This window comes from Corynebacterium capitovis DSM 44611 (assembly GCF_030440535.1).
Taxonomy (GTDB): domain Bacteria; phylum Actinomycetota; class Actinomycetes; order Mycobacteriales; family Mycobacteriaceae; genus Corynebacterium; species Corynebacterium capitovis.
Genome location: NZ_CP047117.1, coordinates 1,480,068 through 1,503,904, shown reverse-complemented (window position 1 = coordinate 1,503,904; position 23,837 = coordinate 1,480,068). Strand labels below are relative to the sequence as shown.

The window sequence follows — 23,837 nt, the reverse complement described above, 5'->3', positions numbered from 1 at the left end:
CTTTACGACGACTTCTGCTTCGGATATCCCCGCGGGGTAGAGACCGTCTTGTCGCCGGGGATCCAGAACCGCAGGGGCGCGTCCGCGTTTTTCGAGATGCCCACACGCGGGCCCCGTACCCATTCAGGCTCGGCGGTGCGTTCGGTGAGGATGACGGGTGTTCCGTTATCTCCGAGGCCCAGTCCAAGGGCTTGGCCTAGGTTCCCCGGGCCGCGGGCGAGGTTGGTGAACTCGACATCGGCTCGCCCGGGTCGTTGGCGCCGCTGGCGGGCGAGCTCGACTCCTTCGACCACTTCGCCGCCCCGCATGAGGCACCCCTCGCCCACGCCTTCGGGAGCGCACACGATGTTGCCGTTGTGGTGGATCCCGTAGGAGAAGTAGACGTAGAGCCTGCCCGGTGGGCCGAACATGGCGGCGTTGCGGGCCGTTTTGCCTTTGTAGGTGTGCGCCGCCGGGTCATCGGCCCCGCGGTAAGCCTCAACTTCGGTGAGGCGGATGGTCACGCCGTTGTGGGTGATGAGGCATCCAAGGAGTTGCGGGGCGACGACGTCGCTGTGGGCTTCGAAGTCAATCACCCAGCCACGATAACCCCTCGGGATTCCAAGCTGGCAAACACGTTTTGGTTGAGCGAGAAGGCCTGCCGGGCGGCGGCGATGACGTCCTCGCGTTGCTGCTGGGTGAGGTCCACGCTGTCGAGCGCCTCGCGGTACCGCGCTCGGAACGGGGGGATCTTGCCGATTGCGCTGAAGTCGTAGAAGTTGAGGCAGGCGCTCTCAAACCCGTACTCGGATGAAAGGCAGCGAGCGACGACTTGGCCTCCCGCGATGTCCCCGAGGTAGCGCACGTAGTGGTGGGCGATCACGGTGGGGGTGTCCTGCGGGTCTAGGGCGTTAAGCGTGTCGACATACGTCTCGGTTGCCGGTGTTGCTTCGATCTCGTCGAACCAGTCCCGCCCGACCATGGCCTCGAGGTCTCGGGCGAGCGCGCCGGTCCGCTCTAACCTCCGGTCCGCGATGGCAGCGACGGCGGCGTCACCGCTTGCGCGCACGACCGCGTCTTCCAAAGCGGTGTAGATAAACCAGTATTGAGCGGTGAGGTTCACTACGTCCTGCGGGCTAAGCTTCCCGCCGATGAGGTCGGACATGAACGTCGAGTTCTCAGCCGACTCGTGTGCCTCCCGGGTGCCGTCGCGAAGAGCTGCGGAAAGGGGGAGGGTGGGGTTCGCGGCGGTTGTCATCGGGGTCCTCCGGTGAATTAGTGAACATTGATGTGCCCTAAATGCTGAACTCCGTACAACAATAGGGTGGACCCCGGAAGAAAGGCAAGGATTGCCAGCGACGTGCGCCGCTAGAGCCAGCTGCCGATGATCCGCAACGCCCCCTGCTCGGCATTGGTGGGCGCGATCTCGTCTGCGATCTCCTTGAGGGAGGGGTGGGCGTTTCCCATCGCAACGGCGTGGCCCGCGGCTTGGAGCATCTCGTAGTCGTTCAAATAATCCCCGATGGCCGCGGTCTGCGAGATGTCCACCCCGAGAGCGGACGCCAGGGCCTCTAAGGCCGCACCCTTGTGCGCACCGGGGTTCATGAGGTCAAGCCAGTGCTGGGAGCTGACGACGGCGTTGAGTTCGGGCGCGATCTCCCGTAGCCAGGGCAGCGCGTCGCGCTCGGCGTCTGATTCGATGAACAGAGCGATTTTGACGGTGTCGTCGGGCGCGGCAATCGCTTCGTCGAGAAGCGAGTCGGTGTGCACATTGGCCAGGTAGTACTTGTCCACCTCGGCCTCGATGTCAGGAGAAATCCCGCGTTCCGTGTACGAGATTTCGGGCTTGCACAACACCGCGGTGGCGCGGAAGGGTGCGGCGGGCAGGGCCTCGAGGACGCGCTGCACAACGGCGTCTGGCATGGGTTTGGTGGAGACGATGTCCCCCTTGTGCCAGACGACTGCTCCGTTTTCGGCGATGAAAGTGTCCGGTTCGTTGCGCTCGAACATGTGTTGAAGTGTTGCGAGCTGGCGGCCAGAGGCGGGGGCGATGATCATTCCGGCGGCGAGGGCGCGATCCAGCAGGGGCCAAAATTCATCAGGAATTGACCCCGAAGGATCGATGAGGGTGCCGTCCATGTCGATGGCGACAATCCGGGGTTGAGTCATAGCCAACTTTCGCTGTGATGTGTAACACTGGCAGCATGGAAAAACCAGTGCTTACCGACGTTATGGACTCTACCGGAGTCATCACCCTCAACCGCCCCAAGGCTCTGAACTCGCTGAACCGCGAGATGGTTGACGCGATCAAAGGGGCGCTAGACGCATGGCGCGAGGACGCGGGCGTGGAGCAGGTGATCATCCGCTCATCGGGCAAGCATTTTTGTGCCGGAGGCGACGTCCGCGCCGCGCGGGAGGGCATTCTCTCCGGCCGCGCGGTCGACGTCGATGAGTTCTTCGCGCGGGAGTACGAGATGAACCTGGACATTGCGAACTATCCCAAGCCCTACATCGCACTGGCCAGCGGGGTAATCATGGGCGGGGGACTGGGTGTGTCCGCACACGGGTCGCACCTTGCCGTCACGGAAGACGCCTTCGCATCCATGCCCGAGATGAACATCGGGTACATCACTGACGTAGGCATGAGCTGGCGGCTGCAGCACTTGCCGGGACACCCCTCCCAGGGCCTCGGTGCATTTCTCGCCCTAACCGGTTACCGCCTCAGCGCCGATGACATGCTCGCCACGGGGCTCGCCACGCATAAAGTGGCCAGCCTCGACGGCGTCGTCGAGCGCGTCGTGGCAGGTGGGGCACGCTCGCTTGACGACGTCGCGCTGCCGGCCGGGCCCTCCGACCTGGAGCGCTGGTTCGACGTGATAGACGAGGTGTTCGTCGGCTCGTGGGCGGACATCAAACGCGCGCTGGCCGCTCACCCCGAGCTCCAAGCCTTGGTCGCCACGTTGACCAGCCAGGCTTCCCCGTCTGCGCTTGTGGCCGCTGCGGAGTTAATGCAGGCAAATGCTGAGACGGACCTCGCTGGGGCTCTCGCCAACGAACGCTCCCTCGGTGCTTTAGTCAGCCGGGAGCCCGATTTCGCCGAGGGTGTGCGCGCGGTACTCGTCGATAAGACGAACGACGCCTCGTTTACCCCCGAAGCGGACGTGGAACGCTACCGCGCCGCGCTGGGGTAGAAAACGGGGGGAGGGCCGAGGGGAGCAGTAGCCCCTGCGGGGTTTAAGCTACCTGTGCCTGCGTACCCCCGGTTCGCGGGTTTCACGGCGGGTTCACACCCGAAGCTCAACCCCGAAAAGGACAGTAGTGACCGACGCATCCCACGTGGACCCCCACGTGAGTCAATCGCCCTCCTCCGCGCTCTCTCCCGACAACGACTGGAACCACAAACTCCAGCTGGCGCAACACATGTTGCCATTGATCAGCCGCTTGCACCGCGAAAACAACGCCGTCACCTCGATCTATGGTCGCTTGCTCGTGGGCGTGACCGATATCGACATTATTAAGGCGCACCGTTACGCCCGGCGGATTGTCGCGCGCGAGCTTCCCCTCGACGACACGCTGCCGATCTTGGAGGAGCTCGTCACCTTCGATCTGGGGACGGCCTCCATCGACCTAGGCCGCTTGGCGAAGAACTACTCCCGCGTCGAAGGGGTGGACCTTCGCACCTTCCTCGAAGAGGAGCTTTCGGATGTGATTGGCGGTGCGAGTACCCTGCAGCCCAGGGACGTTGTGCTTTATGGCTTCGGGCGCATCGGCCGTTTGCTCGCTCGCATCCTCATTGCTCGCGAGGCCACCTACGGGGGTGTCCGCCTCCGCGCAGTGGTCGTGCGCAAGAAGGGCGACGATGACATCGTCAAGCGAGCCTCCCTGCTGCGCCGCGACTCCGTGCACGGTGCGTTCAACGGCACTATTTCCGTGGACCGCGACAACGACATCATCTGGGCTAACGGCACCCCCATCCAGATGATCTACTCTGATGACCCGGCTAGCATCGACTACACGGCCTACGGGATCAACGATGCGATTGTCGTCGACAACACAGGCCGCTGGCGTGACCGCGCCGGGCTGGCGCAGCACCTGCAGTCGGCGGGTGCGTCCCGCGTCGTGCTCACCGCACCGGGCAAGGGAGACGTGCGCAACATTGTTTACGGCGTCAATCATGGGGACATCACGGATGCCGAAAGCGACCGCATTGTGTCTGCTGCGTCGTGTACGACAAACGCGATCACGCCCGTGTTGAAGGTCATCGGCGACCGCTATGGGGTTACGCACGGCCACGTCGAGACGGTGCACTCTTACACCAACGACCAGAACCTGGCCGACAACTTCCACAAGGGGCCGCGGCGTGGGCGCGCGGCGGGGTTGAATATGGTGCTTACCGAAACTGGCGCGGCCAAGGCCGTATCGAAGGCTCTGCCGGAATTCGAAGGCAAGCTGACAGGAAACGCCATCCGCGTCCCCACGCCCGATGTGTCCATGGCGGTGCTTAATCTCGACCTCGCTACTGACGTCGAAAAGCGCGAGGTCAACGACTTCATCCGCCGAGTGTCTACCGACTCCACCCTGCGGCAGCAAATTGACTACATCCACTCACCCGATGTCGTGTCCACCGATTTGCTCGGCTCGACCCACGCCGGCGTGGTCGATGGACTGGCCACGATCGCCTCGGGCAATCACCTCGTCCTCTACGTCTGGTACGACAACGAGTTTGGGTACTCGAACCAGGTGATCAGGATTGTGGAGGAGATCGCCGGTGTCCGCCCCCGGATTTACCCGGAGCGCAAGGACCCGCAGGACATCCGCTAACCGATCGCTTCCCGGTACACCTCGGCCAGCCGGCTCGTTGAGGCAGACCAGGACCAGCGCTGCGCCTCCTTCCGCGCCCGCCCAGCCATAGCGTCCCGGTCCGCTTTATTCTCCAGCAAGTGCGCCACCCGGCCGGCCCACTCCGCGTCCGAACTCTCGGGGTTGACGAGGAAGCCGGTCACGCCGTCGTCGATAACAAAGGGCACGCCCCCCGCGTCGGCCCCGACGACGGGCACGCCCGATGCAAACGACTCCAAGGCCACGAATCCGAGTGTCTCCGTCGTCGACGGGAACAGGAAGACATCCGCGGAGGCGAAGGCCGCCGCGAGCTCAGATCCCGAGAGGTAGCCCGTAAAGGTGATCCAGTCGCGGTCCATAGTCGCGCTCAGCTCTTTGTACTGAGGCCCCTCGCCGACGAGGGCGAGACGGGCCCCGGGCACTGTCTCCCGGACGCGCTCCATGATTCCGAGCGTTCGTCCCACGTCCTTTTCGGCGGACATCCGGCCAATGTAGATGACGAGGGGGGCGTCGGGGTGATCGTCGCTAAGAAGCGCTCGCGACTCGCGCGAGGCGTGCGAGGGGTGAAAACCCACCGTGTCGACGGCTTTGGGCCACAGCTCGATGTTCTTGATACCGTAGGAGGCGACTTTTTCCCGCATGGGCCCAGACGTGACGAGGTTTGTGGCGGCCAGGGAGTGAAAGGTGCGCACGCCCCACTCGGAGGCGGGTCTGACCCAAGGAATGCCGAGCTTAACGGTGTATTCGGGGACGTCGGTGTGGAAGGATGCCACTACGGGCACGCCCTGGAGGCGCGACACGAGGGAGCCGAAACCCGCCGTCCACATCGGGTTGACGGCGTGGACGACATCCGGATTGAACTCTGCGAGCCGCCGTGGGATGCGGGCGACGGGCACCCCCACCTGGATTTCGGGGTAGACCGGCCAAAATGGAAAGGAGGGGATACGCACGACCTCGAAGCCCGCGTACTCGCGCGGGGGAGCGCCGGTAGCGAAGATAAGCACCTCATGCCCGGCGGCAGCCAGCTCGTCCAGGGTGCGGATGATGCGCGTGACCACCCCGTCGATTTTGGGCAGAAAAACCTCGGTGAAGAGCGCTATCCGCATCTACTTCTCGCTGTCAGGCACGCCAGCAGCCTGGGCGGAGGTCCACAGCGACCGCGCGGGGATCTTGGATCGGTCCGCGCGGTGGGCGTACTTGCGGGCGACGTCCTCCACCTCCTGGAGTAAGCCCTCCTCTAGTCGCGTGGGGTGCAAACCGAGGTCAAGGAACGTGTCGTTTGAGACGTAGAGCTCGTTTTCCGCACTTTCTTTCCGCGGATTGGGTACGTAGGCGACCTGCGCGCCAGAGAGGCGGGCCACCAGCTCAGCGAGGTCACGAACACGGTGCGTCTCGGTCATCTGGTTGTAGATCTTCACCCGCTCACCCTTGGCGGGAGGGTTCTCTAGTGCAAGCTGGATACAGGTGACCATGTCGCGGATGTGGATAAAAGCGCGCGTCTGGCCACCCGTCCCGTGGACCGTCAGAGGGTATCCCACAGCCGCCTGCATGAGGAAGCGGTTGAGCACGGTGCCGTAATCCCCGTCGTAGTCGAAGCGGTTGATCAGGCGCTCGCTGCGCAGGGTCTGAGGGGTGTTCGTGCCCCAAATAATTCCCTGGTGGAGGTCGGTGATTCGCAGCTCGTCGTTCTTGGCGTAGTACGCGAAGAGATGCTGGTCCAGCACCTTCGTCATGTGATAGACCGACCCAGGGTTGGTGGGGTAGAGGATCTGCTGGGAGAGGGGCTCACTGCTTTCCGACGCCACCTGCACGTCCAGGTAACCTTCCGGAATCTTCATCCCCGCCGTGCCATACCCGTACACCCCCATCGTTCCGAGGTGAACGACGTGGACATCAAGGCCCGACTCGACGATCGCGACGAGCAGGTTGTGGGTCGCTCTGACGTTGTTGTCCACTGTGTAGCGCTTCGTCGCGTGGTTCTTCATCGAATAGGGGGCGGCACGCTGCTCCGCGAAGTGGACGACGGCATCCGGGCGGAACGTGGAGATGAACTCCGCCAACTCGGCGTAATCCTGCGCGATGTCCAGGTTGTGGAACTCGATGCTCTTTCCCGAGGTCTCCTGCCACGCAGCGAGGCGTTCTCCCATCGTCGCGATCGGCGTGAGCGACTCCGCGCCCAGCTCCTTATCGATCTGCCTGCGCGACAAATTATCGACGATCGCGATGGTGTGGCCAAGATCCGAGAGGTGCAATGACGCTGGCCATCCGCAGAAACCGTCTCCACCCAACACTGCAACGCGCACTCGAAACACCTTTCTGAACCACTTAAACCACTGACAAAGCCTTTGTTTCACGGTACCGGCCAGGAAGTCAGTGCGCGCGGTGAACTGGGTTAACGTTAGGTGACGTGATCCCACACACGTGGGCGCGTTCTGCCTGTACCATTCCGACCATGGGCGAGACAAAGGATCAACCACACACCGTTATCATCGTAGGCTCCGGTCTTTCAGGAATGGTTGCCGGATACGAGGCATCCGCAGCGGGGCGAAAAGTCGTGTTCGTGGACCAAGAAAGCAGAGAGAATCTGGGTGGCCAGGCGTTCTGGTCGCTCGGAGGCCTGTTCATGGTTGGCTCGCCAGAGCAGAAACTGATGCAAGTGTCCGACTCCGAAGAGCTTGCGTGGCGGGACTGGGAAAACTCCGCGGATTACGACGACTCTGAGCACGACGAATGGCCCCGCCGCTGGGGCCGCGAGTTCGTCCGCTTCGCCGCCAATGATATGCACGCCTACCTCAAGGACCTGGGGCTGAGGGTGCTTCCCACGATTGGGTGGGCGGAGCGCGGTTCGGGTGACGCATCGGGGCACGGCAACTCCGTTCCCCGTTTCCATGTCACATGGGGAACCGGCCCTGAGGTCGTGCGAGTGTTCCGGGAACCGCTGCTCGAGGCGGAAAAGCGCGGAGACGTCGAGTTCCGCTTCCGGCACCGCGTGGACGAGATCATTGTCGAAGACGGGCGCGCGGTGGGAGTCCGCGGAGTGAAGCTCGCCGAGGACGGTGGGGTACGTGGGGCCGCGTCCAATAACGACGAGCAGGGCCCGTTTGAACTGCGCGGCGCGGCCGTGGTTGTCGCCACGGGGGGGATCGGCGGAAACCTCGACAAGGTGCGACGCACGTGGCCAGAGGACCGCTGGGGCCGGTGCCCGGACAATTTAGTCACGGGCGTGCCCGAGTTTGTGGACGGCCGCGGAATCGATATCGCGTCGGAGGCCGGTGCCCGATTGGTCAACACCGACCGGATGTGGCACTACCCAGAAGGAATGATCAACTGGAATCCGATTTGGCCGGGTCACGGTATTCGCATCATCCCGGGGCCGTCGGCAATGTGGCTGGATGCTACGGGCAAGCGCCTTCCGGCTCACCTTTTCCCGGGATCGGACAACCTTGCCGCGCTGGCGCACATCGGCCGTACCGGTTACGGGTACTCCTGGTTTGTGCTCAACCAGTCCATTGCCGATAAGGAGTTCATCTTCTCCGGTTCCGAGCAGAACCCGGACTTAACGGACAAGTCCCTGAAGAAGCTCGCCGGCAAGCTCGGGCCAGGCACTCCCGGGTCCATTAAGGCGTTCCAGGATCACGGCGAGGATTGGGTCACGGCCGACACGATCGAAGAGCTCGTCGAGGGTATGAATGAGATTGGCGACGTCCCCGTCGACCTCGAGCTCGTTCGCGCACAGCTCATCGACCGCGACTCTCAGACCATGAACCCCTTCTCCAAGGACATCCAGGTCAACTACATTCGAATGGCCCGGCACTTCCTGGGTGACAAGATCGTGCGGGTCCACCCGCCGCACCGGATTCTCGACGAGAAGAAGGGCCCGCTCATCGCGGTCCGCCTCCACGTGCTCACCCGTAAGACGCTCGGCGGAATCGAGACGGATCTTTCAGGGCGGGCTTTGCTTGCCGACGGCACCGTCTTCCCCGGCCTTTACGCCTGCGGTGAGGCCGCTGGCTTTGGCGGCGGGGGAATGCACGGCAAGAACGCGTTGGAAGGGACGTTCCTTGGCGGGTGCATCCACTCTGGTAAGCGCGTCGGGGAGGCGCTGGCGCGGGCGTAGGGGCCTCGCCACCCGTTCGAAAACATTTTCGATAGTCTGCACCTCCTTGTCTTGGTGGGCCCCTAATGTTGTGACCAGAAAGGGGGCAGGTGACCATGCGGACGATCGAGCATTCTGTTGAGCTCATCGAGCAGGGGTTAGCTTCCCTCGCCGAGACCATGTCGAACCCCGAGGAGCTGCAACTTTCGGGTACACGCCAGTCGATGGAGCGGCTGCAAGAAACACTGGGATACCTAGCCGGCATCCATGCGTCGTTTGCCTACTTGTGTCAACGCGACGACGCCGGTTCGCTCGTTGGGGCGACCCACCCGGTTGAATACCTCACTCAGCGCCTCGGCGTCTCTCGGGCCACGGCCTTCGAGTGGCTATCACGCGGCCAGACGCTCTTCGGTGAACCCAGCGCCCCGCGCGAGGATAAGGACGACCCCGATCCCGCGCGCGAGCAAGAGGCCGAGCGTCGCCGGGCGGCCGAGAAGGCGGCCCAGTCGCGGGCCCGGAAGGCGGCCAAGGAGAAGCAGGCATCCGAGGAAAAGCACCGCATTATCCGCAACGCCTTGCGCGCACTTAATGAGCATTCCAACCCCGGATACCGCGCCGTGTATGCGGAAGCGATGGATGCGGCCACGCGGATGAACCCGGAGGAATTGCGGTCTTACGTCGATACGCTTGTGCGTAGGGCGAACCGCAACGGCCGCGATCTGGGTGGCAAGGTGGACCCGTTCGCAGCCTTCAAAAAGCGAACGGTAGTTTTTGGCGCAGAGGACGGGGACGGCGGGAGCTGGATGAAGCTCTATGTCGACCGAGCGCACCGCGCTCTCATTGAGGCAGCGCTCGCCGGTGGTGACGCGCCCGGATCCCACTTACCAGGGGGAGCCGTGGATATGAGAACGAAGCGCCAGCGCCGATTCGACCACCTCCTTCACATTCTCCGCTCGTACTCGGTTGACAAAGCACGACGCCAGTCCGGGGTCGGAACCGTCGTTGTCACCCTTACCCTCGAGGACTTGCTCAACGCAGACCCTCCCACGGTCTTCCCGAGCAACACCGGCACGCCGCTAACGGCGCTTGACTTAGCAGAACTCGGGTTGGCGGGGGACAGCTTCGTCCTCCAGCTCGATTCCGCGACCGGCGTCCCGCTCAGCCTGGGGCGTGCCCGCTTTGCCAGCATTGAAGAGAAGATTGCGTTGCTGGCTCTCCAATCGGTGTGCGCTTGGAATGGCTGCACGAAGCCGGGTATTGAGCTCGAAGCGCACCACCTCGTGTCGTACCTCGACGGCGGAATGACGTCGCTGGACAACCTCGTCCTGCTGTGTCGAGAGCACCACCGGTGCAACAACGACCGGCGCGACGGGGAAGGCGGGAAGGGCTACTTCACGAAAGACCCGGTGAACGGAGAGGTCCGGTACCACTCAGCTCGTGGCGGGCCCCCGATGCCGACGCGCACGCATCAATACCGGCAAGCACCAGGGCAACGCACCGCGGCCAAAGCGCGGGGGGCCCGTCACAGTCGAGCGCCCGATCCGGCGATCTTTGATTAAAATCGGTTGTCCGTCGCCAGCTAGCCGCGCCCCGGCCTAGGAACCCGACACGATCAGCGAAAGGTGGAGCGAGGCTAGGTCGTACTCACCGGGCACGCCCGTCAATGCACTCAGCTCGGCCACGGCGTCCGGTGTGACGGGAATGATCCAGCCCAGGTTTGGGTCGAGCGCGGGATTGGCCGCGCGACGAACGGGGACGAACGTGACGTCCTCAGAAGACGGCGACCAGAGGCGCACGGGGGCGTCGAGAGGCGAAAGTGCCCGTAGAGAAGGGGCGTCGATGGTGAGTACCACGCGCGACTCGTCGGTGTCGGGGTCGAGCTTGACGGTGTACGTATCGAGCCTGCCCGCCGACACGTCCCTGACGTGTGCGGGGTAGTCCACCAATGCGGTGCCACCGAAGATCGTGCGGATCCGTTCCAGCAAGCCCATGGCCGAAGTCTAACCCCGCTACGATCGCGCGGTATGGAACGCGCCTTCAATTACCGGTTCGGCGATATCTACAACAACTACGTGGCAAAGGTCCAACGAAAGGGAAAGGACATTGAGCACCTTGACGACGTCCTCGGGTGGCTCACCGGGCTCAGTAGCGGCGAGATCCACGCTGCAGCGGAGTCCGATGCGACCCTGCGGGAGTTCTTCGATGACCATCCGCTTAACCCATCCTCCCAGCTCATCACGGGAGTCGTGTGCGGGGTGAGGGTCGAGGAGATCGAGGACCCGCTGATGCGCGCGATCCGCTACATGGACAAAGTTGTCGACGAGCTAGCGCGGGGCAAGAAGGTGGGGAGCATCAAGCGCGGCGAGGAGGCACGGTGAGTTTCGGTACACTCGGGCCCTGCAAACGATAAGACGATCATTATAGGAGGCAGCTTCAATGGCTCTCACCGATCCCCGCAAGAAGTACCCCGTTATTTCCCCTCCCGAGCAGGTGCAGGAACACCCCGGCCTTGAGACGGAAGCTACGCCGGTACCCGACATCGGTCTTGATACCTACGTCGGTTCCGGCAAGCTGGAGGGGCGCAAAGCCCTAATCACGGGTGGTGATTCGGGCATTGGGGCCGCCGCCGCCGTGGCGTTTGCGCGCGAAGGCGCCGATGTGGCGATCGCTTACCTCCCCGAGGAGGAGCAGGACGCGCGTCGTGTGATCGAAGCTATCGAAGAGGCCGGACGCAAAGCGGTTGCAATACCCGGTGACCTGCAGGACCTTGAAACCTGCAACGCGACAGTGGAGAAGGCCGTGGCCGAGCTGGGCGGGCTGGACGTGCTGGTGAACAACGCCTCTCGCCAAATCTTCCACGAGGGAATCGAGAAGATTTCCGACGAAGACTTCGACGCGACGATGAAGTCGAACATTTACTCCTCGTTCCGCGTGACCAAGGCGGCCGTGCCCCACATGCCGCCCGGTTCGTCGATTATCTTCACCAGCTCGATCCAGGCGTACAACCCCTCGGAGACGCTGCTGGATTACGCGATGACGAAGGCCGCGATGAACAACTTGGCAAAGGGCCTGTCGCAGGACCTGCTGCCGAACAAGGGCATCCGCGTTAACGCTGTGGCTCCCGGCCCGTTCTGGACCGTGCTACAGCCGAGCCATGGTCAGCCCCAGGAGAAGATCACGACCTTCGGGCAGCAGTCCCCCGTCGGGCGCGCCGGGCAGCCCGCCGAGCTCGCGGCGGCCTACGTGTTCCTCGCCTCGGACGACTCGTCCTACGTGTCGGGCTCGACGCTATCGGCGACCGGCGGAACCCAGACGCCGTAGCGTCGGGGCCCTATAATAGGCTGCCATGATCGACGCGCGTGACACCGCCCTAATTCTCGAAGGCGGGGGAACCCGCAACTCGTATACAGCCCCCGGCGTGATCAAGCTCCTCGAGCACGAGGTGCGCTTCGGGTGGGTCGGGGGCGTCTCCGCGGGTTCGGTGCACGCGCTGAATTACGCCTCGCGCGATATCGAGCGCTCCCGCCGCTCCTTCACGGAATTCGTCGGCCACCCGGAGTTTGGCGGATGGCGCAGTTTCGTGCGAGGCCGAGGCTACATAAACGGGGAGTTTATCTACGAGGGTTCGTCGGAGGCCCTGCCCTTCGACTACGACACGTACCTCTCCACCGAGGAGGAAGTCCACGTGGAGGCGACCCGGGCTGATTCGGGGGAAACGGTGGTGTGGAACCGGGCCGACATGGCAACGATCGACGACATCAACCGGGCCACCCGCGCCTCCTCAACACTTCCCCTGATCATGCAGATGCCACTCATCGGCGACGCCCCGTACGTCGACGGCGCCCTCGGCGACTCCGGGGGCATTCTTATCGACGCCGCCCGCCGCGCCGGGTTCACTCGCTTCTTCTTCCTAGCTACAAAGCCGAGGGACTACGTCCGCCCTGAGGTGACGCGACCCCGCGTTACCCGGCGAATGTTCCGGAAAAACCCGGCGGTCGCCGAGAGCATTATCAGCCGTCCCGCGCGGTACAACGCCTCGAAGCAGACGCTCCTAGACCTCGAAGCAGCGGGGCAGGCGCAGCTCTTCTTCCCCGATTCCATGCAGGTGGAGGCGACAGAGTTGAACGTCGCCAAGTTGAAGGAAAACTATGTGGCCGGAGAGGCGCAGGTGGAGCGGGAGTGGCCGCAGTGGGAGCGCTTCCTTAGGGGAGCGTAGGTGGTGGCGCGGATCACGCTTCAACGGTACGATTCCAAAGAACTACGTACCGTTTGAAGGGTGGTCACTCCATGGCGAGCAGAGAGAACGACGATGTAGTGATTGTGGGTGCGGCGCGCACCCCGTTTGGCAAGCTTCTCGGCGCTCTTGCACAGCTAGAAGCGACGAAGTTGGGAAGCCATGCAATCCAGGGTGCCCTCGCCCAAGGCGGGGTCTCGGCAGACGCCGTGGAAGCGGTCATTCTTGGGCAGGTTCTGCAGGCCGGAGCGGGGCAGAACCCGGCCAAGCAAGCTGCCCTAGGGGCGGGCATTCCCGCGAGCGCGCATACTTCGACGGTTAACAAAGTCTGCCTATCGGGGCTCACCGCCGTGATCGACGCCGCCCGCCTCATCCGCTCGGGTGAGGCCTCGGTGGTCGTTGCAGGGGGGATGGAGTCGATGACGAATGCGCCGCATCTGCTGCGCAATACGCGGGCCGGCGTGAAGTTCGGCGCACTCGAGGCCGTTGACCATATGGAGTACGACGGTCTGCGCGACGCACACCAAGGTATCTCCATGGGATTGCTGACAGAGCAACACGGCAACGATTACCCCGTCTCCCGCGAGGAGCAGGACCGCGTCGCGGCGCTTTCCCATCAGCGGGCGCTTGCCGCCACACAGGACGGCACGCTTGGCCTGGAGATCTCTCCGGTCACGGTGCGCACCCGGCGTGGCGAAACGACCGTCGAGACTGATGAAGGCATTCGGGAAGGAGTCACCGAGGAATCGCTGGCGGCTTTACGCTCGGCGTTCAGCCAGGACGGGAGTATTACGGCGGGCAATTCCTCTCCTATCACGGACGGGGCGGCTGCTGTTGCCCTCACTACCCGTCACCATGCCACCGAGCAGGGTTGGACGGCCCTGGCAACGCTGCGTGCCGTGGGCCAAGTGGCCGGTCCGGACGCCTCCCTGCAGGCGCAACCCGCGAATGCTCTGGAACAGGCGTTGCAGCGCCAGGGGTGGCGTGTGGACAAGCTGGACCTCATCGAGATCAATGAAGCCTTCGGTGCGGTTGTCGCCCATTCGGCGCGCCAGCTGGGGGTGTCCGAGGACATTGTCAACCCGCATGGGGGAGCCATCGCGTTAGGGCACCCGATCGGCGCCTCGGGGGCACGCCTCGTTGTGCATGCTGCGCACCAACTCGCGGCTGGTAACGCAACCGCGGCCGGAGTTGCGTTGTGCGGTGGCGGCGGCCAGGGCGAAGCTTTGCTGCTAGAGGGGTAACCCAGGCGACCAACACTTCTGTCGTCGTCGGTGAGATCCGCGGAAAAGCCGGAATTATCGCCCTGAACCGCCCGGAAGGACTCAACGCCCTCAACCTCGACACGGTGTGCGACATGCGCCGGGTCTTCGAGGCATGGGCGGACGAGGAAACTGTCCGCCTCGTCATTCTGCGCGGAGCGGGTTAACGCCTAGAAACAAAACCCGGGACAGTACAGTGCGCCGATGTGGGAGCGCGAGTCGCTTGACAGCGTCCCCGCCGACACCCTTTCTTCAGTTTTCACCACCATTTAGGAGGAATGCCATGAGCACGTCCACGATCCTTAGCGAGACCCGCGGCCGCGTCGGACTGATTACCTTGAACCGACCGGAGGCCCTCAATGCCCTCAACAAAGAGACCATGGAGCAGGTCACTGAGGCAGTCACCGAGTTCGACCGAGACGGGGGGATCGGCGCGATCGTCATCACCGGTTCCGACAAGGCGTTTGCCGCAGGCGCCGACATCAAGGAAATGGCGGCGAAGGGGGCGACGGAAATGTACACCGCCGATTGGTTTGCAGGCTGGGACGTGCTGACGCGTGCGCGCACCCCGATCATTGCGGCGGTCAACGGGTACGCCCTGGGTGGCGGCTGCGAGCTCGCCATGATGTGCGACTTCATCATCGCGGGCGACCGCGCGAAGTTCGGCCAGCCCGAGGTCAACCTCGGCGTCACCCCGGGCATGGGTGGTTCGCAGCGGCTCACTCGGGCAGTCGGAAAGGCAAAGGCGATGGAGATGTGCCTCACCGGCCGGATGATGGATGCCGAGGAAGCTGAGCGCTCGGGTCTTGTCGCCCGCGTCGTGCCGGCGGCAGAACTGCTGGATGCAGCCCTGGAGACCGCCGAAGTCATCGCCACGAAGTCGGCGGTGGCGACCACCTTGATCAAGGAGCAGATAAACGCAGTGGGAGAGACCACCCTCGCTCAGGGGCTACTGTTCGAGCGTCGTACATTCCACTCACTTTTCGCCTCCCACGACCAAAAGGAGGGGATGGCGGCGTTCGTGGAGAAACGCGACGCCGACTTCACCCACTCCTAAAGCTATTCGACGAATTCCCCGGCGGCCCGTCGCAAGGCGGCTGTCGCTTCCACAATCTGGCGGTGCTGTTGCTCCGTCAGATCTGTTTCTTCGAAGTACCGGCTCAGCTCCGGCCCAGCTGCCGACGCCAAGGCAACGCCCTGGTCGGTGATGGAGACGAGAATCGAGCGGCGGTCGCGCGAAGATTGTGTCCGCGCGATCAGCCCCTCTTTTTCCAGCCGACAGACGGTGTGCGTCAGCGACCCCGGCGGCACGTGCAACCGCGAGCTGATCTTCGACATAGGAAGCCCGCCCGAACGCGTCCACATGAGCAGGGTCAGCAGTTCGAACTGGGCAAAGCTGACTTTGAAAGGCTGAAGCGCCTCTTCCGCGCCCGCGCGCAATAGGTGGGCCGCGCGGGCAACGGAAGACAAGGTGCTCAGCCCTCGCGCTGCCTGAGCGGAGTAGTGCGTAGCCCACTGCCGGTGGGCCTCTGCCAGGCTGTCGATCCGAGGAGGATTTGTTGGCATAGCCTGAATTTTATTCGTCCAGCGCCCGCAGGTTGGGAAAGTCAGTGTCCGCGAACTCGGTGGAGGCTGTGGTTTCGCCTCCGTCGGAGGAGCGAATTTCGGTCTCGCGCTTGCGCAGCTCGACTCGGCGGATTCTGCCCAAGATCGTCTTCGGCAGTTCATAGAACTCGAGCCGCCGGATGCGCTTATAGGGTGCCAGGCTTTCGCGACAGTGCCTCAGAATCGACTCTGCTACCTGTCCGAAGCCATCGCGTACCGACGTTTGCCAGGCTCGCTCGATGGTGGATATGAGCTCGGGGTTGAGAGGCTCGCCGGCGGCGACAAGTTTCTTCGGGGGTTTTCATCCGCGTCAGATCCGCCGGCGCGTGTTCACCTGACTGTAGTTCGAGCTCGAAGTACTAATTATGGATCCCAAAAACGTTTATGACGGAAAAAGAAAACCCGGCGAGGTTCTAGTCGCGTGTCACTCCGCGCAGGATCAATCGCCCGAGCTCCTGGTATGCGTCGGCGGTGGAGGTGGTCTCGGCATAGGTCCCGCGCTGGATGTCGGTCATCGCGCGGTAGATGAACAGTGAGAGGAACTGTGGATCATTGACGCGAAATTCTCCTGACTCCATGCCGCGGACCAGGATGGCGCGGATTTCCTCTGTCGCAGCTTTAGTGTTGACGCTGAAGACTTCCTGGGCTACCGCCTCTGAGGCGAGGTCGCGCATAAATGCGGGGCTGGCGGGCTGAAGTGCGGTGGCAATAGCCGCGAAATAGGATTCTAGGGCGTGAGTCGCGGAGCTTGCGTGCCCGTGTATCGACGGGGTTGTGCGCCGAGCAATTTCGCGGAAGAAGCTGACTAGGACCCGCCTGATGATCGCGTCGCGGGTCCGGCCGAGGGCGTAGATGGTCGACTTTGAGCACCGGTACCGTTTCGCCGTCCCGTCGATTGTGAAAGCTTCGAAGCCCTCGGCGAGGAAGTCGCTGAGTAAGGCGTTGAATAGTTCGCGCTGGCGGGGGGTCGAAGGCTGGGTCACAAGTGGCTCCGGCGGAGAGGCGGTTAGATGGCTGCTTCAGTGTAGATCGGTGCAAAAACGAGACACATCTAACATCTCTGAGTACAGTAATCGGCTAAACCGTACAGCTCTTTCTCGAAGGAGAGGCCATGCCCCCGATCCTCGATTCCGTCCATCTGGCCTCCGTTGCCTACCCACACGCCGACCTCCTCGGGGTCGCGGACCGCCTTACAGGCGATGAACAACAACACCTCCAGGAAATCCACGAATTTCTCCAAACCGAGATTGCGCCGGCCGTCGGCGAGTATTGGGACCGGGAGGACTTGCCGTTCGACCTGCTGCCCAAGCTGGCCGAGAAGGGACTCGGGGAAATCGAGCTCAGCGCCACCTCCCGGTTGTTCCGCGGCTTGGTCTACGCCGAGGTGACCAGGGTAGACGTATCACTATCGGCGCTCGTCGGAATTCACAATGAGCTCATTGTCGGTGTGATTGACAAGCTCGGCTCCGCGGAACAGAAGCAGCGCTGGCTGCCGGGCCTTAGGACGTTTCGGCACATCGGTTGTTTTGCGCTGACCGAGCCCGAACACGGCTCCGACATCGCCGGAGGCTTGGCTACTACCGCCCAGCGCACCGACGAAGGCTGGGTGATCGACGGAGTGAAGCGTTGGATCGGCGCGGGGACGTTCGCAGACTTCGCTATCACGTTTGCCCGTGACACTTCCGACGGCCAGATCCGCGCCTTCATTGTGGAGCTCGACCGCGAGGGGGCCAGCACAGCCAAAATCACCAGCAAGATGGGGCTGCGCATTATGCAAAACGCAGACATTGTATTTGATAACGTCCTGGTCCCCCATAGCAATGTGATCCCGGGCGCGCAATCCTTCGCCAACGTTAACGAGTTCCTCTGTTCTTCGCGCGCATGGGTCGGTTGGCAGGGCGCGGGCTTGCAGCTGGGGATCTTTGACAAGGCGCGCGAGTACGCGGTGACGCGTCAGCAATTCAACCGGCCCATCGCGAAGTTCCAGCTAATCCAGGAACATCTCGCGCGCATCCTCGGCAACGCGAATGCGTCGCTGTCCATGATGGCCCAGGTGGCGCAGCTGCAGGAGGAAGGAAACCTGGACATGCCGCACGCCGCACTGGCGAAGGCAACGACAACTCGGTTCGCACGTGAATCGGCGGCAGCCGGGCGGGCCATCGGCGGCGGCAATGGCATCCTCACCGAGTACGGACTGTCCAAAATGATGGGCGATGCCGAAGTGCTTTTCACCTACGAAGGCACGTATGAGATCAACTCGCTCATCGTCGGCCGCGCCGTCACGGGCGTTTCCGCATTCGTCTAACAACCCCAGGCCATCTGCAACGAAGGGAAGAATAACCGTGGAACTGAATGGAATCTCGACCGTGGTCACGGGCGCCGCCTCGGGCCTGGGCCACGCGACCGCCAAAGCACTTGCCGCGCGAGGTGCCCTCGTGACCGGGTTTGACCTGCAAGAGGGGCCGGAGATGGAGGGAATCTCTTACCTCAGCGTCGACGTCACGGATCCCGCAGCGGTAGCAGAGGCGGTCAAAGTCGCCGCCTCGCAGGCGCCGCTGCGTGTGGCGGTAAACTGCGCCGGCATTTGCCCATCGGCCCGCATCGTGGGCCGCAATGGCCCGCACGATCCTGGCCTGTTTGCCAAGACTATCGACGTGAACCTGCGCGGCACGTTTCACGTTCTGACCGCTGCCGCCGAGGCCATGGCCGCCAACGAGCCTGTCGACGCCGACGGACAGCGCGGCGTGATCATCAACACCGCGTCCATCGCCGCCTTCGAGGGGCAGGTGGGGCAAGCCGCGTACGCCGCGTCGAAGGGTGCGGTGCATTCGCTTTCTCTCACCTGCGCGCGTGACTTGGCATCGCTCGGCGTTCGCGTCAACGCCATCGCGCCGGGAGTCGTGGCAACCCCGATGATGGAGCAGATCACCCCGGAGTTTCGCGCGGAGCTGGAAAGGAGCGTCCCGTTCCCCTCGCGGCTCGCCACACCGGAGGAGTTCGCGGCGCTGGTGCTGTCCATCGTGGACAACACGTATATCAACGGGCAGACGGTCCGTCTGGACGGGGCCTTGCGCATGCAGCCCCGCTAACTAAGCGGGCACCGGGCTCAAGCGCCACGCCGGCCAAGGCCGCCAGCACGGGCGGAAACGTGTTGATCGGCGGGGCGGGGTTGGTCCATACAGGCTAGGCTAGTCCGCGACAAGCGGCTCCATAGTCAGATCGGGATGCTCCTTTTCGACGAAAGCAAGCTTCCATTTGTCACCGAACAGGGCGATGAGCTTGCCGTCGGTGCGGGTGAAAATCTCCACCCCGCGCTGCCGCCCCAGCAGGTCAGCGGATTCGGGGTCGGTGCGCCGCGCCACCGAGTAGGGAACTGGCTCGGTGATGGTCTCGACGTTGTACTCGTTTTCCATACGTGCCTGCATGACTTCAAACTGCATCGGGCCAACGGCCGCCATGACAGGCGCGGCGTCACCGCGCAGGTCATTGCGCAGGATTTGCACGACACCCTCGGCGTCGAGCTGCTCCAGCCCCTTGCGGAACTGCTTGTACTTGCCCAGAGACTGTGCCCGTAGGGTACGGAAGTGTTCAGGGGCGAACTGTGGCATGGGCGGGAACTGCACCTTGCGGCCGCTGTAAATCGTGTCACCTGGCGCGAGGGATCCCGCATTGACCAGGCCGATGATGTCCCCGGGGAACGCGGTTTCCACGGTGTCGCGGTTGCGGCCGAACACGGTCAGCGCGTACTTCGTGGAGAAACTGCGCCCCGACTGCGCGTGGGTGACCTGCATGCCTCGGTCGAACTCCCCTGAGACCACGCGCATGAAGGCCAAGGTGTCCCGGTGGTTTTTGTCCATGCCTGCCTGCACTTTGAAGACGACACCGGAGAAGTCGTCGTCGAGTTCCCTTTCGGCATCCATCGCACTTGTCGACGCCTCCACAGCCGCCGGGTCAGACGCACGCCCGACGGGGGAGGGGGCGATGGCACACAGGGTATCGAGGATCTGGTGCACGCCGAAGTTGAGCATCGCCGAGGCGAAGATGACCGGCGAGGTGATGCACTGTTCGAACAGCTCTTGGTTGTGCACCGCGCCGTCGGCCGCGAGCAGCTCCGCTTCTTCGACGGCGGTTTCCCACGCATCCGCTTCGCGGGTCAGCGCGTCCGCTGGAGTGTAGTGTTCCTCGGGCGCGATGGTGGAGCCGCCGGCGGTGCGGATGAAGTGGATGTACGTGTCCGCTTCGCCGTCGGCGTTGATGTGGGCAAGCCCACGGAAGTCGCCGGCCTCGCCGACGGGCCAGTACAAGGGGGTGGGTTGCAGGTCGATCTCGGTGACGATCTCGTCGATAAGCTCGAGCGGTTCACGCCCCACTCGGTCCCACTTGTTAATCACTGTGACGATCGGCAGGCCGCGCGCCTTACACACCCGGAAGAGCTTGAGTGTTTGAGGCTCCAGCCCCTTCGCGGCGTCGATGAGCATGACGGCGGCGTCGACGGCGGAGAGCACGCGGTAGGTGTCCTCCGAGAAGTCCGCGTGGCCGGGAGTGTCCACGAGGTTGATGACGAAAGGTTCGGCGCCCTCCGACGCGGCAGGCAGGTACTCGAATTGAAGGGCCGAAGAAGCGATCGAGATACCGCGATCCTTTTCCATATCCATCCAGTCCGAGACCGTGGCCTTGCGGTTTCCCTTTCCGTGCACCGCCCCGGCTTCGGAGATGACGCGGGCGTGCAGGGCGAGAGCCTCCGTTAGGGTCGACTTGCCGGCGTCGGGGTGGGCGATGACGGCGAAGGTGCGGCGGCGTCGGGCCTCGGAAAGGGTGCTCATAGGGCGTATAGCCTAGTCGCCTGAGCGGCTCGTTATGAATCGTGCAGCTGTTGCGGAGTATAGTCACCAAGGCAAGATGTAGACACGTCAACAAGAAAGAGTTTCGCATGAAGAAGATTGGTGTCATTCTCGGTTCGGTGCGCGAGGGCCGCCTCGGCGAACAGGTTGCCAACTGGGTCATGGAGGAAGCCTCCACCCACGAGGGTGCCGAATACGAACTGCTCGACCTCACTGCCTTCAACGTGCCGCTGCTCACTTCGGCCACCATCCCGGGTGCGGCCAACAAGCAGTACGACAATGAAAACACCACCGCGTGGTCGAAGGCCGTCGATGCCTGCGACGCCTTTATCTTCGTCACCCCCGAGTACAACCACTCGATTCCGGGCGGTTTCAAGAACGCCTTCGATTCCCTCGGCTCCGAGTGGGCCGGCAAGCCGGTCGCTTTCGTGGCCTACGGCGCTGACGGCGCCATCCGGGCAGTCGAGCATTGGCGCCAGATCGTGGCCAACTTCTCCATGAACGACATCCGCAACCAGGTCTCCCTGGGGCTCTTCGACGACTTCACGAACGGCTCGTTCGCCCCGCGGGACGTCAAGATCGGCGATCGCGCCCGCGTGCTGGCCGACATCGAGGTCGCCCTCGCCTAAATTATCTAGGGGGCGTGGATCTCATTCTGCGCCCGCACGAGTCCTTGAGCGGGCACGAGTCGCGCCGCGCGTGCGGCTTTTTCGACCTCCGCGCTGACGTCGCCCTCTAGGGGGGAGAGCACCCAGTCAGGCACGGGAGTGCCCTTGGGCGGGCGCCCGATCCCAATGCGCACCCGAACATAACCGCGGGTTCCGAGGTTCTCGGTCAACGACTTCAGCCCGTTGTGCCCGTTTTCGCTGCCCCCAAGGCGCAGTCGCACCGTGCCGGGCGGCAGGTCAAGCTCGTCGTGGATGACGACGATGCGCTCCGGCGGGACGTGGTAGCGCTCGGCGAGCGGCGCGACCGCCGCACCAGACTCGTTCATGTACGTCGTTGAGCGAGCGTAGGCAATCCCGTCGCGCACCCCAGCTAGCGCCGGGGCCCCCGGGACGGGACGCAACGCGACACCGCGCTCTCGGGCCGCGCGGTCGAGCGCCATGTAGCCGATGTTGTGGCGGGTCGACGCGTACTCCTCACCCGGGTTTCCCAAGCCCACGACGAGCCATTCCACGGTTAGCTCGTCAGCGGGAACGGGGCGGAGAAGGCGCGCGAGGAATTCCAACATGGGTATGAATGATAGACAATGGCCGGCATGGACCTCCCTCGCATCGTTGCGGCCCCAATGGCGGGCGGGCCGAGTACCCCAGAACTCGTTAATGCCGTGAGCTTCGGATTTCTCGCCCTCGGCACGTGCTTAGTGACCGACGCGCGCGAGCAGCTCGCTGCGGTGCGCGGGCCCTTCGGCGTCAATCTGTTCTACCCGCAGGAAGAGCCTTCGCTTGACGACGTCACGCGGGTCGCCCAGGAGCTCGGTACCGACGTTCCGGGGGTGGACCTAACCGGCGGGTTCGCGGAGAAGTTCGAGCTTGTCCTCCACGCAGCTCCCGCGATCGTCTCCAGCACCTTCGGCTGTTTCACCGCCGCGGAAATCGACCAGTTGCACCGGGTTGGGTCTGCGGCGTGGGTGACGGTGACCTGCGAGTCCGAGGCGCAGGAGGCTGCCTCGCGTGGGGCCGACGGCCTGGTCGTTCAGGGCCCGCTCGCCGGCGGGCACCGCGGGACGTGGGACCAGAATGACACCCCAGACGAAAGGCCCCTTGAGGATCTGCTCCAGGCAGTTCTCGGGGCGGTGCCCACTCCTGTCATTGCGGCGGGCGGGGTGCGCGCTCGACGGGACGTCGAGAAGTTGCTTGGCCTAGGGGCGGCGTCGGTCGCGTGTGGCACTGCCTTCTTGCTGGCCGAGGAGGCGGGAACGAGCGTGCGCAACCGCGAGATCCTGCGCGCTGGGGGTACGTCGGTGAACAGCCGGGCGTTTTCCGGCCGCTGGGCGCGCGGGGTGGAAACGGATTTCACCCGCGCCCACTCTGATATGCCCGCGATCTACCCCTACCTCAAACCGATGGTCCCGGATAACCCGTATTGCCTGGTCGGCCACGGTTTTGATGACCTGGTGCAGGCTCCCGCTGCCGAGATCGAGGCGGCGCTGACGCCCTAAACGACGCGCGTGGTGTTTTCGATGTGGCCCAGGCCCTCGATGGCAACGCGCACCGTGTCGCCGTCACCCAGGTAGCGCTTCGGCGTTCGGGCGTGGCCGACCCCATCGGGCGTGCCGGTGGCGATCACATCGCCCGGATTGAGCGGGTAGAGGTGGGAAATGAACGCCACGAGGGCTGCGGGGCTGAACACCATGTCGTCGGTGGGGGAGTGTTGCATGCGTTCGCCGTTCAGGGTGGTTTCCAGCGCTGGACCCGGAGTCCATTCGGTGTCGAGCCACGGGCCGAACCCTGCCGTCTTCTCGAGGGACTTGCCTTGGTGCCACTGCTGGGTGCGGTACTGGTAGGCACGCTGGGTGTAGTCGTTGATAATGGTGTAACCCGCGATGTGAGCGGCCGCCTCCTGTTCTTTCACGTGGCGCGCGCGCGAACCGATGACCACGGCGAGTTCGCCCTCGAAGTCGAGGGTTTCGGCGTTGAAGGTGGGCACCACGGCGTCGTCGTAGGGGCCGATGAGCGCGTCAGGGAACTTGACAAAGAGCGTGGGGACGTCTGGGCACGCGTGCCCCATTTCGTCGATGTGCGTGGCGTAGTTCAGCCCGACGCAGACGATCTTGCCCGGCCGCGGCACGACCGGAGCGATGTCGGCGGGGGTGACGCGAACTACGGAGCCCCCAGCAGCTGCAATCGCGCGCCACTGTGGGTTGGCAAGCAGCTCGCCGACGTCGGCGTAGCCGGGGAGAACGGCGGCCTCGAGATCAGAAATGAGGCGGGCGGCGACGGTCAGATCGTCCGTGCGGAGTGTGACAAGGCGCATGG

The 23,837-nt window shown here is 63.7% G+C and carries 25 protein-coding genes and 1 pseudogene; 14 read left to right on the top strand and 12 right to left on the bottom strand.

Features of this window, described 5'->3' with window-relative positions; all coding sequences use genetic code 11:
• Window positions 1–2: 2 nt before the first annotated feature.
• The 3 genes from CAPI_RS07330 to CAPI_RS07320 all read right to left on the bottom strand — a co-directional run bounded on the left by CAPI_RS07330 (window position 3) and on the right by CAPI_RS07320 (window position 2,148).
• Window positions 3–575, bottom strand: a complete 573-nt coding sequence (locus CAPI_RS07330) for a DNA-3-methyladenine glycosylase (RefSeq protein ID WP_018018003.1) — start codon at window positions 573–575, stop codon at window positions 3–5.
• Window positions 572–1,237 carry a biliverdin-producing heme oxygenase gene (locus CAPI_RS07325; protein WP_018018002.1) on the bottom strand — a complete coding sequence of 222 codons (666 nt, stop codon included), beginning with the start codon at window positions 1,235–1,237 and terminating at the stop codon, window positions 572–574. Before CAPI_RS07325 ends, CAPI_RS07330 begins: the two co-directional genes overlap by 4 nt.
• 110 nt (window positions 1,238–1,347) lie before the next feature.
• The gene (locus tag CAPI_RS07320; protein WP_018018001.1) at window positions 1,348–2,148 is read right to left on the bottom strand and encodes a Cof-type HAD-IIB family hydrolase; all 801 of its coding nucleotides are present in this window, start codon (window positions 2,146–2,148) and stop codon (window positions 1,348–1,350) included.
• Window positions 2,149–2,183: 35 nt separating this feature from the next.
• Here CAPI_RS07320 and CAPI_RS07315 point away from each other — a divergent pair, with 35 nt between their 5' ends.
• A complete protein-coding gene (locus CAPI_RS07315; RefSeq protein WP_040356841.1) occupies window positions 2,184–3,170 on the top strand; it encodes a 3-hydroxyisobutyryl-CoA hydrolase in 987 nt (328 codons plus the stop codon).
• Between the two features lie 229 nt (window positions 3,171–3,399).
• Window positions 3,400–4,800 (top strand): glyceraldehyde-3-phosphate dehydrogenase, encoded by a 1,401-nt coding sequence (locus tag CAPI_RS07310; RefSeq protein WP_245531656.1) that lies wholly within the window; start codon window positions 3,400–3,402, stop codon window positions 4,798–4,800.
• Here CAPI_RS07310 and CAPI_RS07305 read toward each other — a convergent pair.
• Entirely contained in the window at window positions 4,797–5,924 is a 1,128-nt protein-coding gene (locus CAPI_RS07305; protein WP_018017998.1) for a glycosyltransferase family 4 protein, read from the bottom strand. The two genes, CAPI_RS07310 and CAPI_RS07305, sit on opposite strands and share 4 nt — an antisense overlap.
• A complete protein-coding gene (locus CAPI_RS07300; protein ID WP_018017997.1) occupies window positions 5,925–7,121 on the bottom strand; it encodes an NAD-dependent epimerase/dehydratase family protein in 1,197 nt (398 codons plus the stop codon).
• Between the two features lie 149 nt (window positions 7,122–7,270).
• Between CAPI_RS07300 and CAPI_RS07295 the strand changes: the two genes are divergently transcribed.
• Both CAPI_RS07295 and CAPI_RS07290 read left to right on the top strand, forming a co-directional pair.
• The gene (locus tag CAPI_RS07295) at window positions 7,271–8,935 is read left to right on the top strand and encodes an FAD-binding dehydrogenase (RefSeq protein ID WP_018017996.1); all 1,665 of its coding nucleotides are present in this window, start codon (window positions 7,271–7,273) and stop codon (window positions 8,933–8,935) included.
• A gap of 95 nt (window positions 8,936–9,030) precedes the next feature.
• Complete coding sequence (locus CAPI_RS07290) at window positions 9,031–10,473, top strand: HNH endonuclease signature motif containing protein (protein WP_018017995.1); 1,443 nt, start codon at window positions 9,031–9,033, stop codon at window positions 10,471–10,473.
• 36 nt (window positions 10,474–10,509) lie between these two features.
• On the opposite strand, the gene CAPI_RS07285 is transcribed toward CAPI_RS07290, so the two are convergent.
• Complete coding sequence (locus tag CAPI_RS07285; RefSeq protein ID WP_018017994.1) at window positions 10,510–10,905, bottom strand: hypothetical protein; 396 nt, start codon at window positions 10,903–10,905, stop codon at window positions 10,510–10,512.
• Window positions 10,906–10,938: 33 nt separating this feature from the next.
• Here CAPI_RS07285 and CAPI_RS07280 point away from each other — a divergent pair, with 33 nt between their 5' ends.
• The 6 genes from CAPI_RS07280 (at window position 10,939) to CAPI_RS07260 (ending at window position 15,467) form a co-directional block, all read left to right on the top strand.
• Window positions 10,939–11,292: a DUF2200 family protein gene (locus tag CAPI_RS07280; protein WP_018017993.1), complete on the top strand. Its 354-nt coding sequence runs from the start codon at window positions 10,939–10,941 to the stop codon at window positions 11,290–11,292.
• Window positions 11,293–11,350: 58 nt separating this feature from the next.
• Window positions 11,351–12,235, top strand: coding sequence for an SDR family oxidoreductase (locus CAPI_RS07275; RefSeq protein WP_018017992.1), 885 nt, complete (start codon window positions 11,351–11,353; stop codon window positions 12,233–12,235).
• A 25-nt stretch (window positions 12,236–12,260) separates the two neighbouring features.
• A complete protein-coding gene (locus CAPI_RS07270; protein ID WP_018017991.1) occupies window positions 12,261–13,130 on the top strand; it encodes a patatin-like phospholipase family protein in 870 nt (289 codons plus the stop codon).
• Window positions 13,131–13,201: 71 nt separating this feature from the next.
• The gene (locus CAPI_RS07265) at window positions 13,202–14,392 is read left to right on the top strand and encodes an acetyl-CoA C-acyltransferase (RefSeq protein WP_018017990.1); all 1,191 of its coding nucleotides are present in this window, start codon (window positions 13,202–13,204) and stop codon (window positions 14,390–14,392) included.
• Complete coding sequence (locus CAPI_RS09645; protein WP_018017989.1) at window positions 14,347–14,577, top strand: enoyl-CoA hydratase/isomerase family protein; 231 nt, start codon at window positions 14,347–14,349, stop codon at window positions 14,575–14,577. The genes CAPI_RS07265 and CAPI_RS09645 overlap by 46 nt, the downstream gene beginning before the upstream one ends.
• 116 nt (window positions 14,578–14,693) lie before the next feature.
• On the top strand, window positions 14,694–15,467 hold the full coding sequence (locus CAPI_RS07260) for an enoyl-CoA hydratase (RefSeq protein ID WP_018017988.1): 774 nt from the start codon (window positions 14,694–14,696) through the stop codon (window positions 15,465–15,467).
• Window positions 15,468–15,469: 2 nt separating this feature from the next.
• On the opposite strand, the gene CAPI_RS07255 is transcribed toward CAPI_RS07260, so the two are convergent.
• The 3 genes and pseudogenes from CAPI_RS07255 to CAPI_RS07245 form a co-directional block, all read right to left on the bottom strand.
• Complete coding sequence (locus CAPI_RS07255; protein WP_018017987.1) at window positions 15,470–15,976, bottom strand: MarR family winged helix-turn-helix transcriptional regulator; 507 nt, start codon at window positions 15,974–15,976, stop codon at window positions 15,470–15,472.
• Window positions 15,977–15,986: 10 nt separating this feature from the next.
• Window positions 15,987–16,214, bottom strand: a pseudogene (locus CAPI_RS07250) (AMP-binding protein); the annotation flags it as partial.
• A gap of 214 nt (window positions 16,215–16,428) precedes the next feature.
• Entirely contained in the window at window positions 16,429–16,998 is a 570-nt protein-coding gene (locus tag CAPI_RS07245) for a TetR/AcrR family transcriptional regulator (protein ID WP_018017985.1), read from the bottom strand.
• 128 nt (window positions 16,999–17,126) lie between these two features.
• Here CAPI_RS07245 and CAPI_RS07240 point away from each other — a divergent pair, with 128 nt between their 5' ends.
• Window positions 17,127–18,320, top strand: coding sequence for an acyl-CoA dehydrogenase family protein (locus tag CAPI_RS07240; protein WP_018017984.1), 1,194 nt, complete (start codon window positions 17,127–17,129; stop codon window positions 18,318–18,320).
• Window positions 18,321–18,357: 37 nt separating this feature from the next.
• Entirely contained in the window at window positions 18,358–19,104 is a 747-nt protein-coding gene (locus CAPI_RS07235) for an SDR family oxidoreductase (RefSeq protein WP_018017983.1), read from the top strand.
• 99 nt (window positions 19,105–19,203) lie between these two features.
• Here CAPI_RS07235 and CAPI_RS07230 read toward each other — a convergent pair whose 3' ends face one another.
• On the bottom strand, window positions 19,204–20,838 hold the full coding sequence (locus tag CAPI_RS07230) for a peptide chain release factor 3 (protein WP_018017982.1): 1,635 nt from the start codon (window positions 20,836–20,838) through the stop codon (window positions 19,204–19,206).
• 107 nt (window positions 20,839–20,945) lie between these two features.
• Here CAPI_RS07230 and CAPI_RS07225 point away from each other — a divergent pair, with 107 nt between their 5' ends.
• Window positions 20,946–21,485, top strand: a complete 540-nt coding sequence (locus CAPI_RS07225; protein ID WP_018017981.1) for an NADPH-dependent FMN reductase — start codon at window positions 20,946–20,948, stop codon at window positions 21,483–21,485.
• 5 nt (window positions 21,486–21,490) lie between these two features.
• Here the strand turns inward: CAPI_RS07225 and pth are convergent, their stop codons facing one another.
• Window positions 21,491–22,090, bottom strand: a complete 600-nt coding sequence (pth, locus tag CAPI_RS07220; RefSeq protein WP_018017980.1) for an aminoacyl-tRNA hydrolase — start codon at window positions 22,088–22,090, stop codon at window positions 21,491–21,493.
• Window positions 22,091–22,108: 18 nt separating this feature from the next.
• Here pth and CAPI_RS07215 point away from each other — a divergent pair, with 18 nt between their 5' ends.
• Entirely contained in the window at window positions 22,109–23,020 is a 912-nt protein-coding gene (locus tag CAPI_RS07215; protein WP_018017979.1) for an NAD(P)H-dependent flavin oxidoreductase, read from the top strand.
• Here CAPI_RS07215 and CAPI_RS07210 read toward each other — a convergent pair.
• Window positions 23,017–23,835 carry a fumarylacetoacetate hydrolase family protein gene (locus CAPI_RS07210; RefSeq protein ID WP_018017978.1) on the bottom strand — a complete coding sequence of 273 codons (819 nt, stop codon included), beginning with the start codon at window positions 23,833–23,835 and terminating at the stop codon, window positions 23,017–23,019. The genes CAPI_RS07215 and CAPI_RS07210 overlap by 4 nt on opposite strands.
• Window positions 23,836–23,837 lie beyond the last annotated feature (2 nt).

What these genes read in the sequence shown, in the direction of transcription:
- CAPI_RS07295 (WP_018017996.1), top strand. Translation starts at nt 7,271, where the DNA reads ATGGGCGAGACAAAGGATCAACCACACACCGTTATCATCGTAGGCTCC.
- CAPI_RS07290 (WP_018017995.1), top strand. Translation starts at nt 9,031, where the DNA reads ATGCGGACGATCGAGCATTCTGTTGAGCTCATCGAGCAGGGGTTAGCT.
- CAPI_RS07315 (WP_040356841.1), top strand. Translation starts at nt 2,184, where the DNA reads ATGGAAAAACCAGTGCTTACCGACGTTATGGACTCTACCGGAGTCATC.
- CAPI_RS07240 (WP_018017984.1), top strand. Translation starts at nt 17,127, where the DNA reads ATGCCCCCGATCCTCGATTCCGTCCATCTGGCCTCCGTTGCCTACCCA.
- CAPI_RS07305 (WP_018017998.1), bottom strand. Translation starts at nt 5,924, where the DNA reads ATGCGGATAGCGCTCTTCACCGAGGTTTTTCTGCCCAAAATCGACGGG.
- CAPI_RS07255 (WP_018017987.1), bottom strand. Translation starts at nt 15,976, where the DNA reads ATGCCAACAAATCCTCCTCGGATCGACAGCCTGGCAGAGGCCCACCGG.
- CAPI_RS07320 (WP_018018001.1), bottom strand. Translation starts at nt 2,148, where the DNA reads ATGACTCAACCCCGGATTGTCGCCATCGACATGGACGGCACCCTCATC.
- CAPI_RS07270 (WP_018017991.1), top strand. Translation starts at nt 12,261, where the DNA reads ATGATCGACGCGCGTGACACCGCCCTAATTCTCGAAGGCGGGGGAACC.
- CAPI_RS07275 (WP_018017992.1), top strand. Translation starts at nt 11,351, where the DNA reads ATGGCTCTCACCGATCCCCGCAAGAAGTACCCCGTTATTTCCCCTCCC.
- CAPI_RS07280 (WP_018017993.1), top strand. Translation starts at nt 10,939, where the DNA reads ATGGAACGCGCCTTCAATTACCGGTTCGGCGATATCTACAACAACTAC.
- CAPI_RS07265 (WP_018017990.1), top strand. Translation starts at nt 13,202, where the DNA reads ATGGCGAGCAGAGAGAACGACGATGTAGTGATTGTGGGTGCGGCGCGC.
- CAPI_RS07210 (WP_018017978.1), bottom strand. Translation starts at nt 23,835, where the DNA reads ATGCGCCTTGTCACACTCCGCACGGACGATCTGACCGTCGCCGCCCGC.
- CAPI_RS07310 (WP_245531656.1), top strand. Translation starts at nt 3,400, where the DNA reads ATGTTGCCATTGATCAGCCGCTTGCACCGCGAAAACAACGCCGTCACC.
- CAPI_RS07285 (WP_018017994.1), bottom strand. Translation starts at nt 10,905, where the DNA reads ATGGGCTTGCTGGAACGGATCCGCACGATCTTCGGTGGCACCGCATTG.
- CAPI_RS07230 (WP_018017982.1), bottom strand. Translation starts at nt 20,838, where the DNA reads ATGAGCACCCTTTCCGAGGCCCGACGCCGCCGCACCTTCGCCGTCATC.
- CAPI_RS07215 (WP_018017979.1), top strand. Translation starts at nt 22,109, where the DNA reads ATGGCCGGCATGGACCTCCCTCGCATCGTTGCGGCCCCAATGGCGGGC.
- CAPI_RS07325 (WP_018018002.1), bottom strand. Translation starts at nt 1,237, where the DNA reads ATGACAACCGCCGCGAACCCCACCCTCCCCCTTTCCGCAGCTCTTCGC.
- pth (WP_018017980.1), bottom strand. Translation starts at nt 22,090, where the DNA reads ATGTTGGAATTCCTCGCGCGCCTTCTCCGCCCCGTTCCCGCTGACGAG.
- CAPI_RS07225 (WP_018017981.1), top strand. Translation starts at nt 20,946, where the DNA reads ATGAAGAAGATTGGTGTCATTCTCGGTTCGGTGCGCGAGGGCCGCCTC.
- CAPI_RS07260 (WP_018017988.1), top strand. Translation starts at nt 14,694, where the DNA reads ATGAGCACGTCCACGATCCTTAGCGAGACCCGCGGCCGCGTCGGACTG.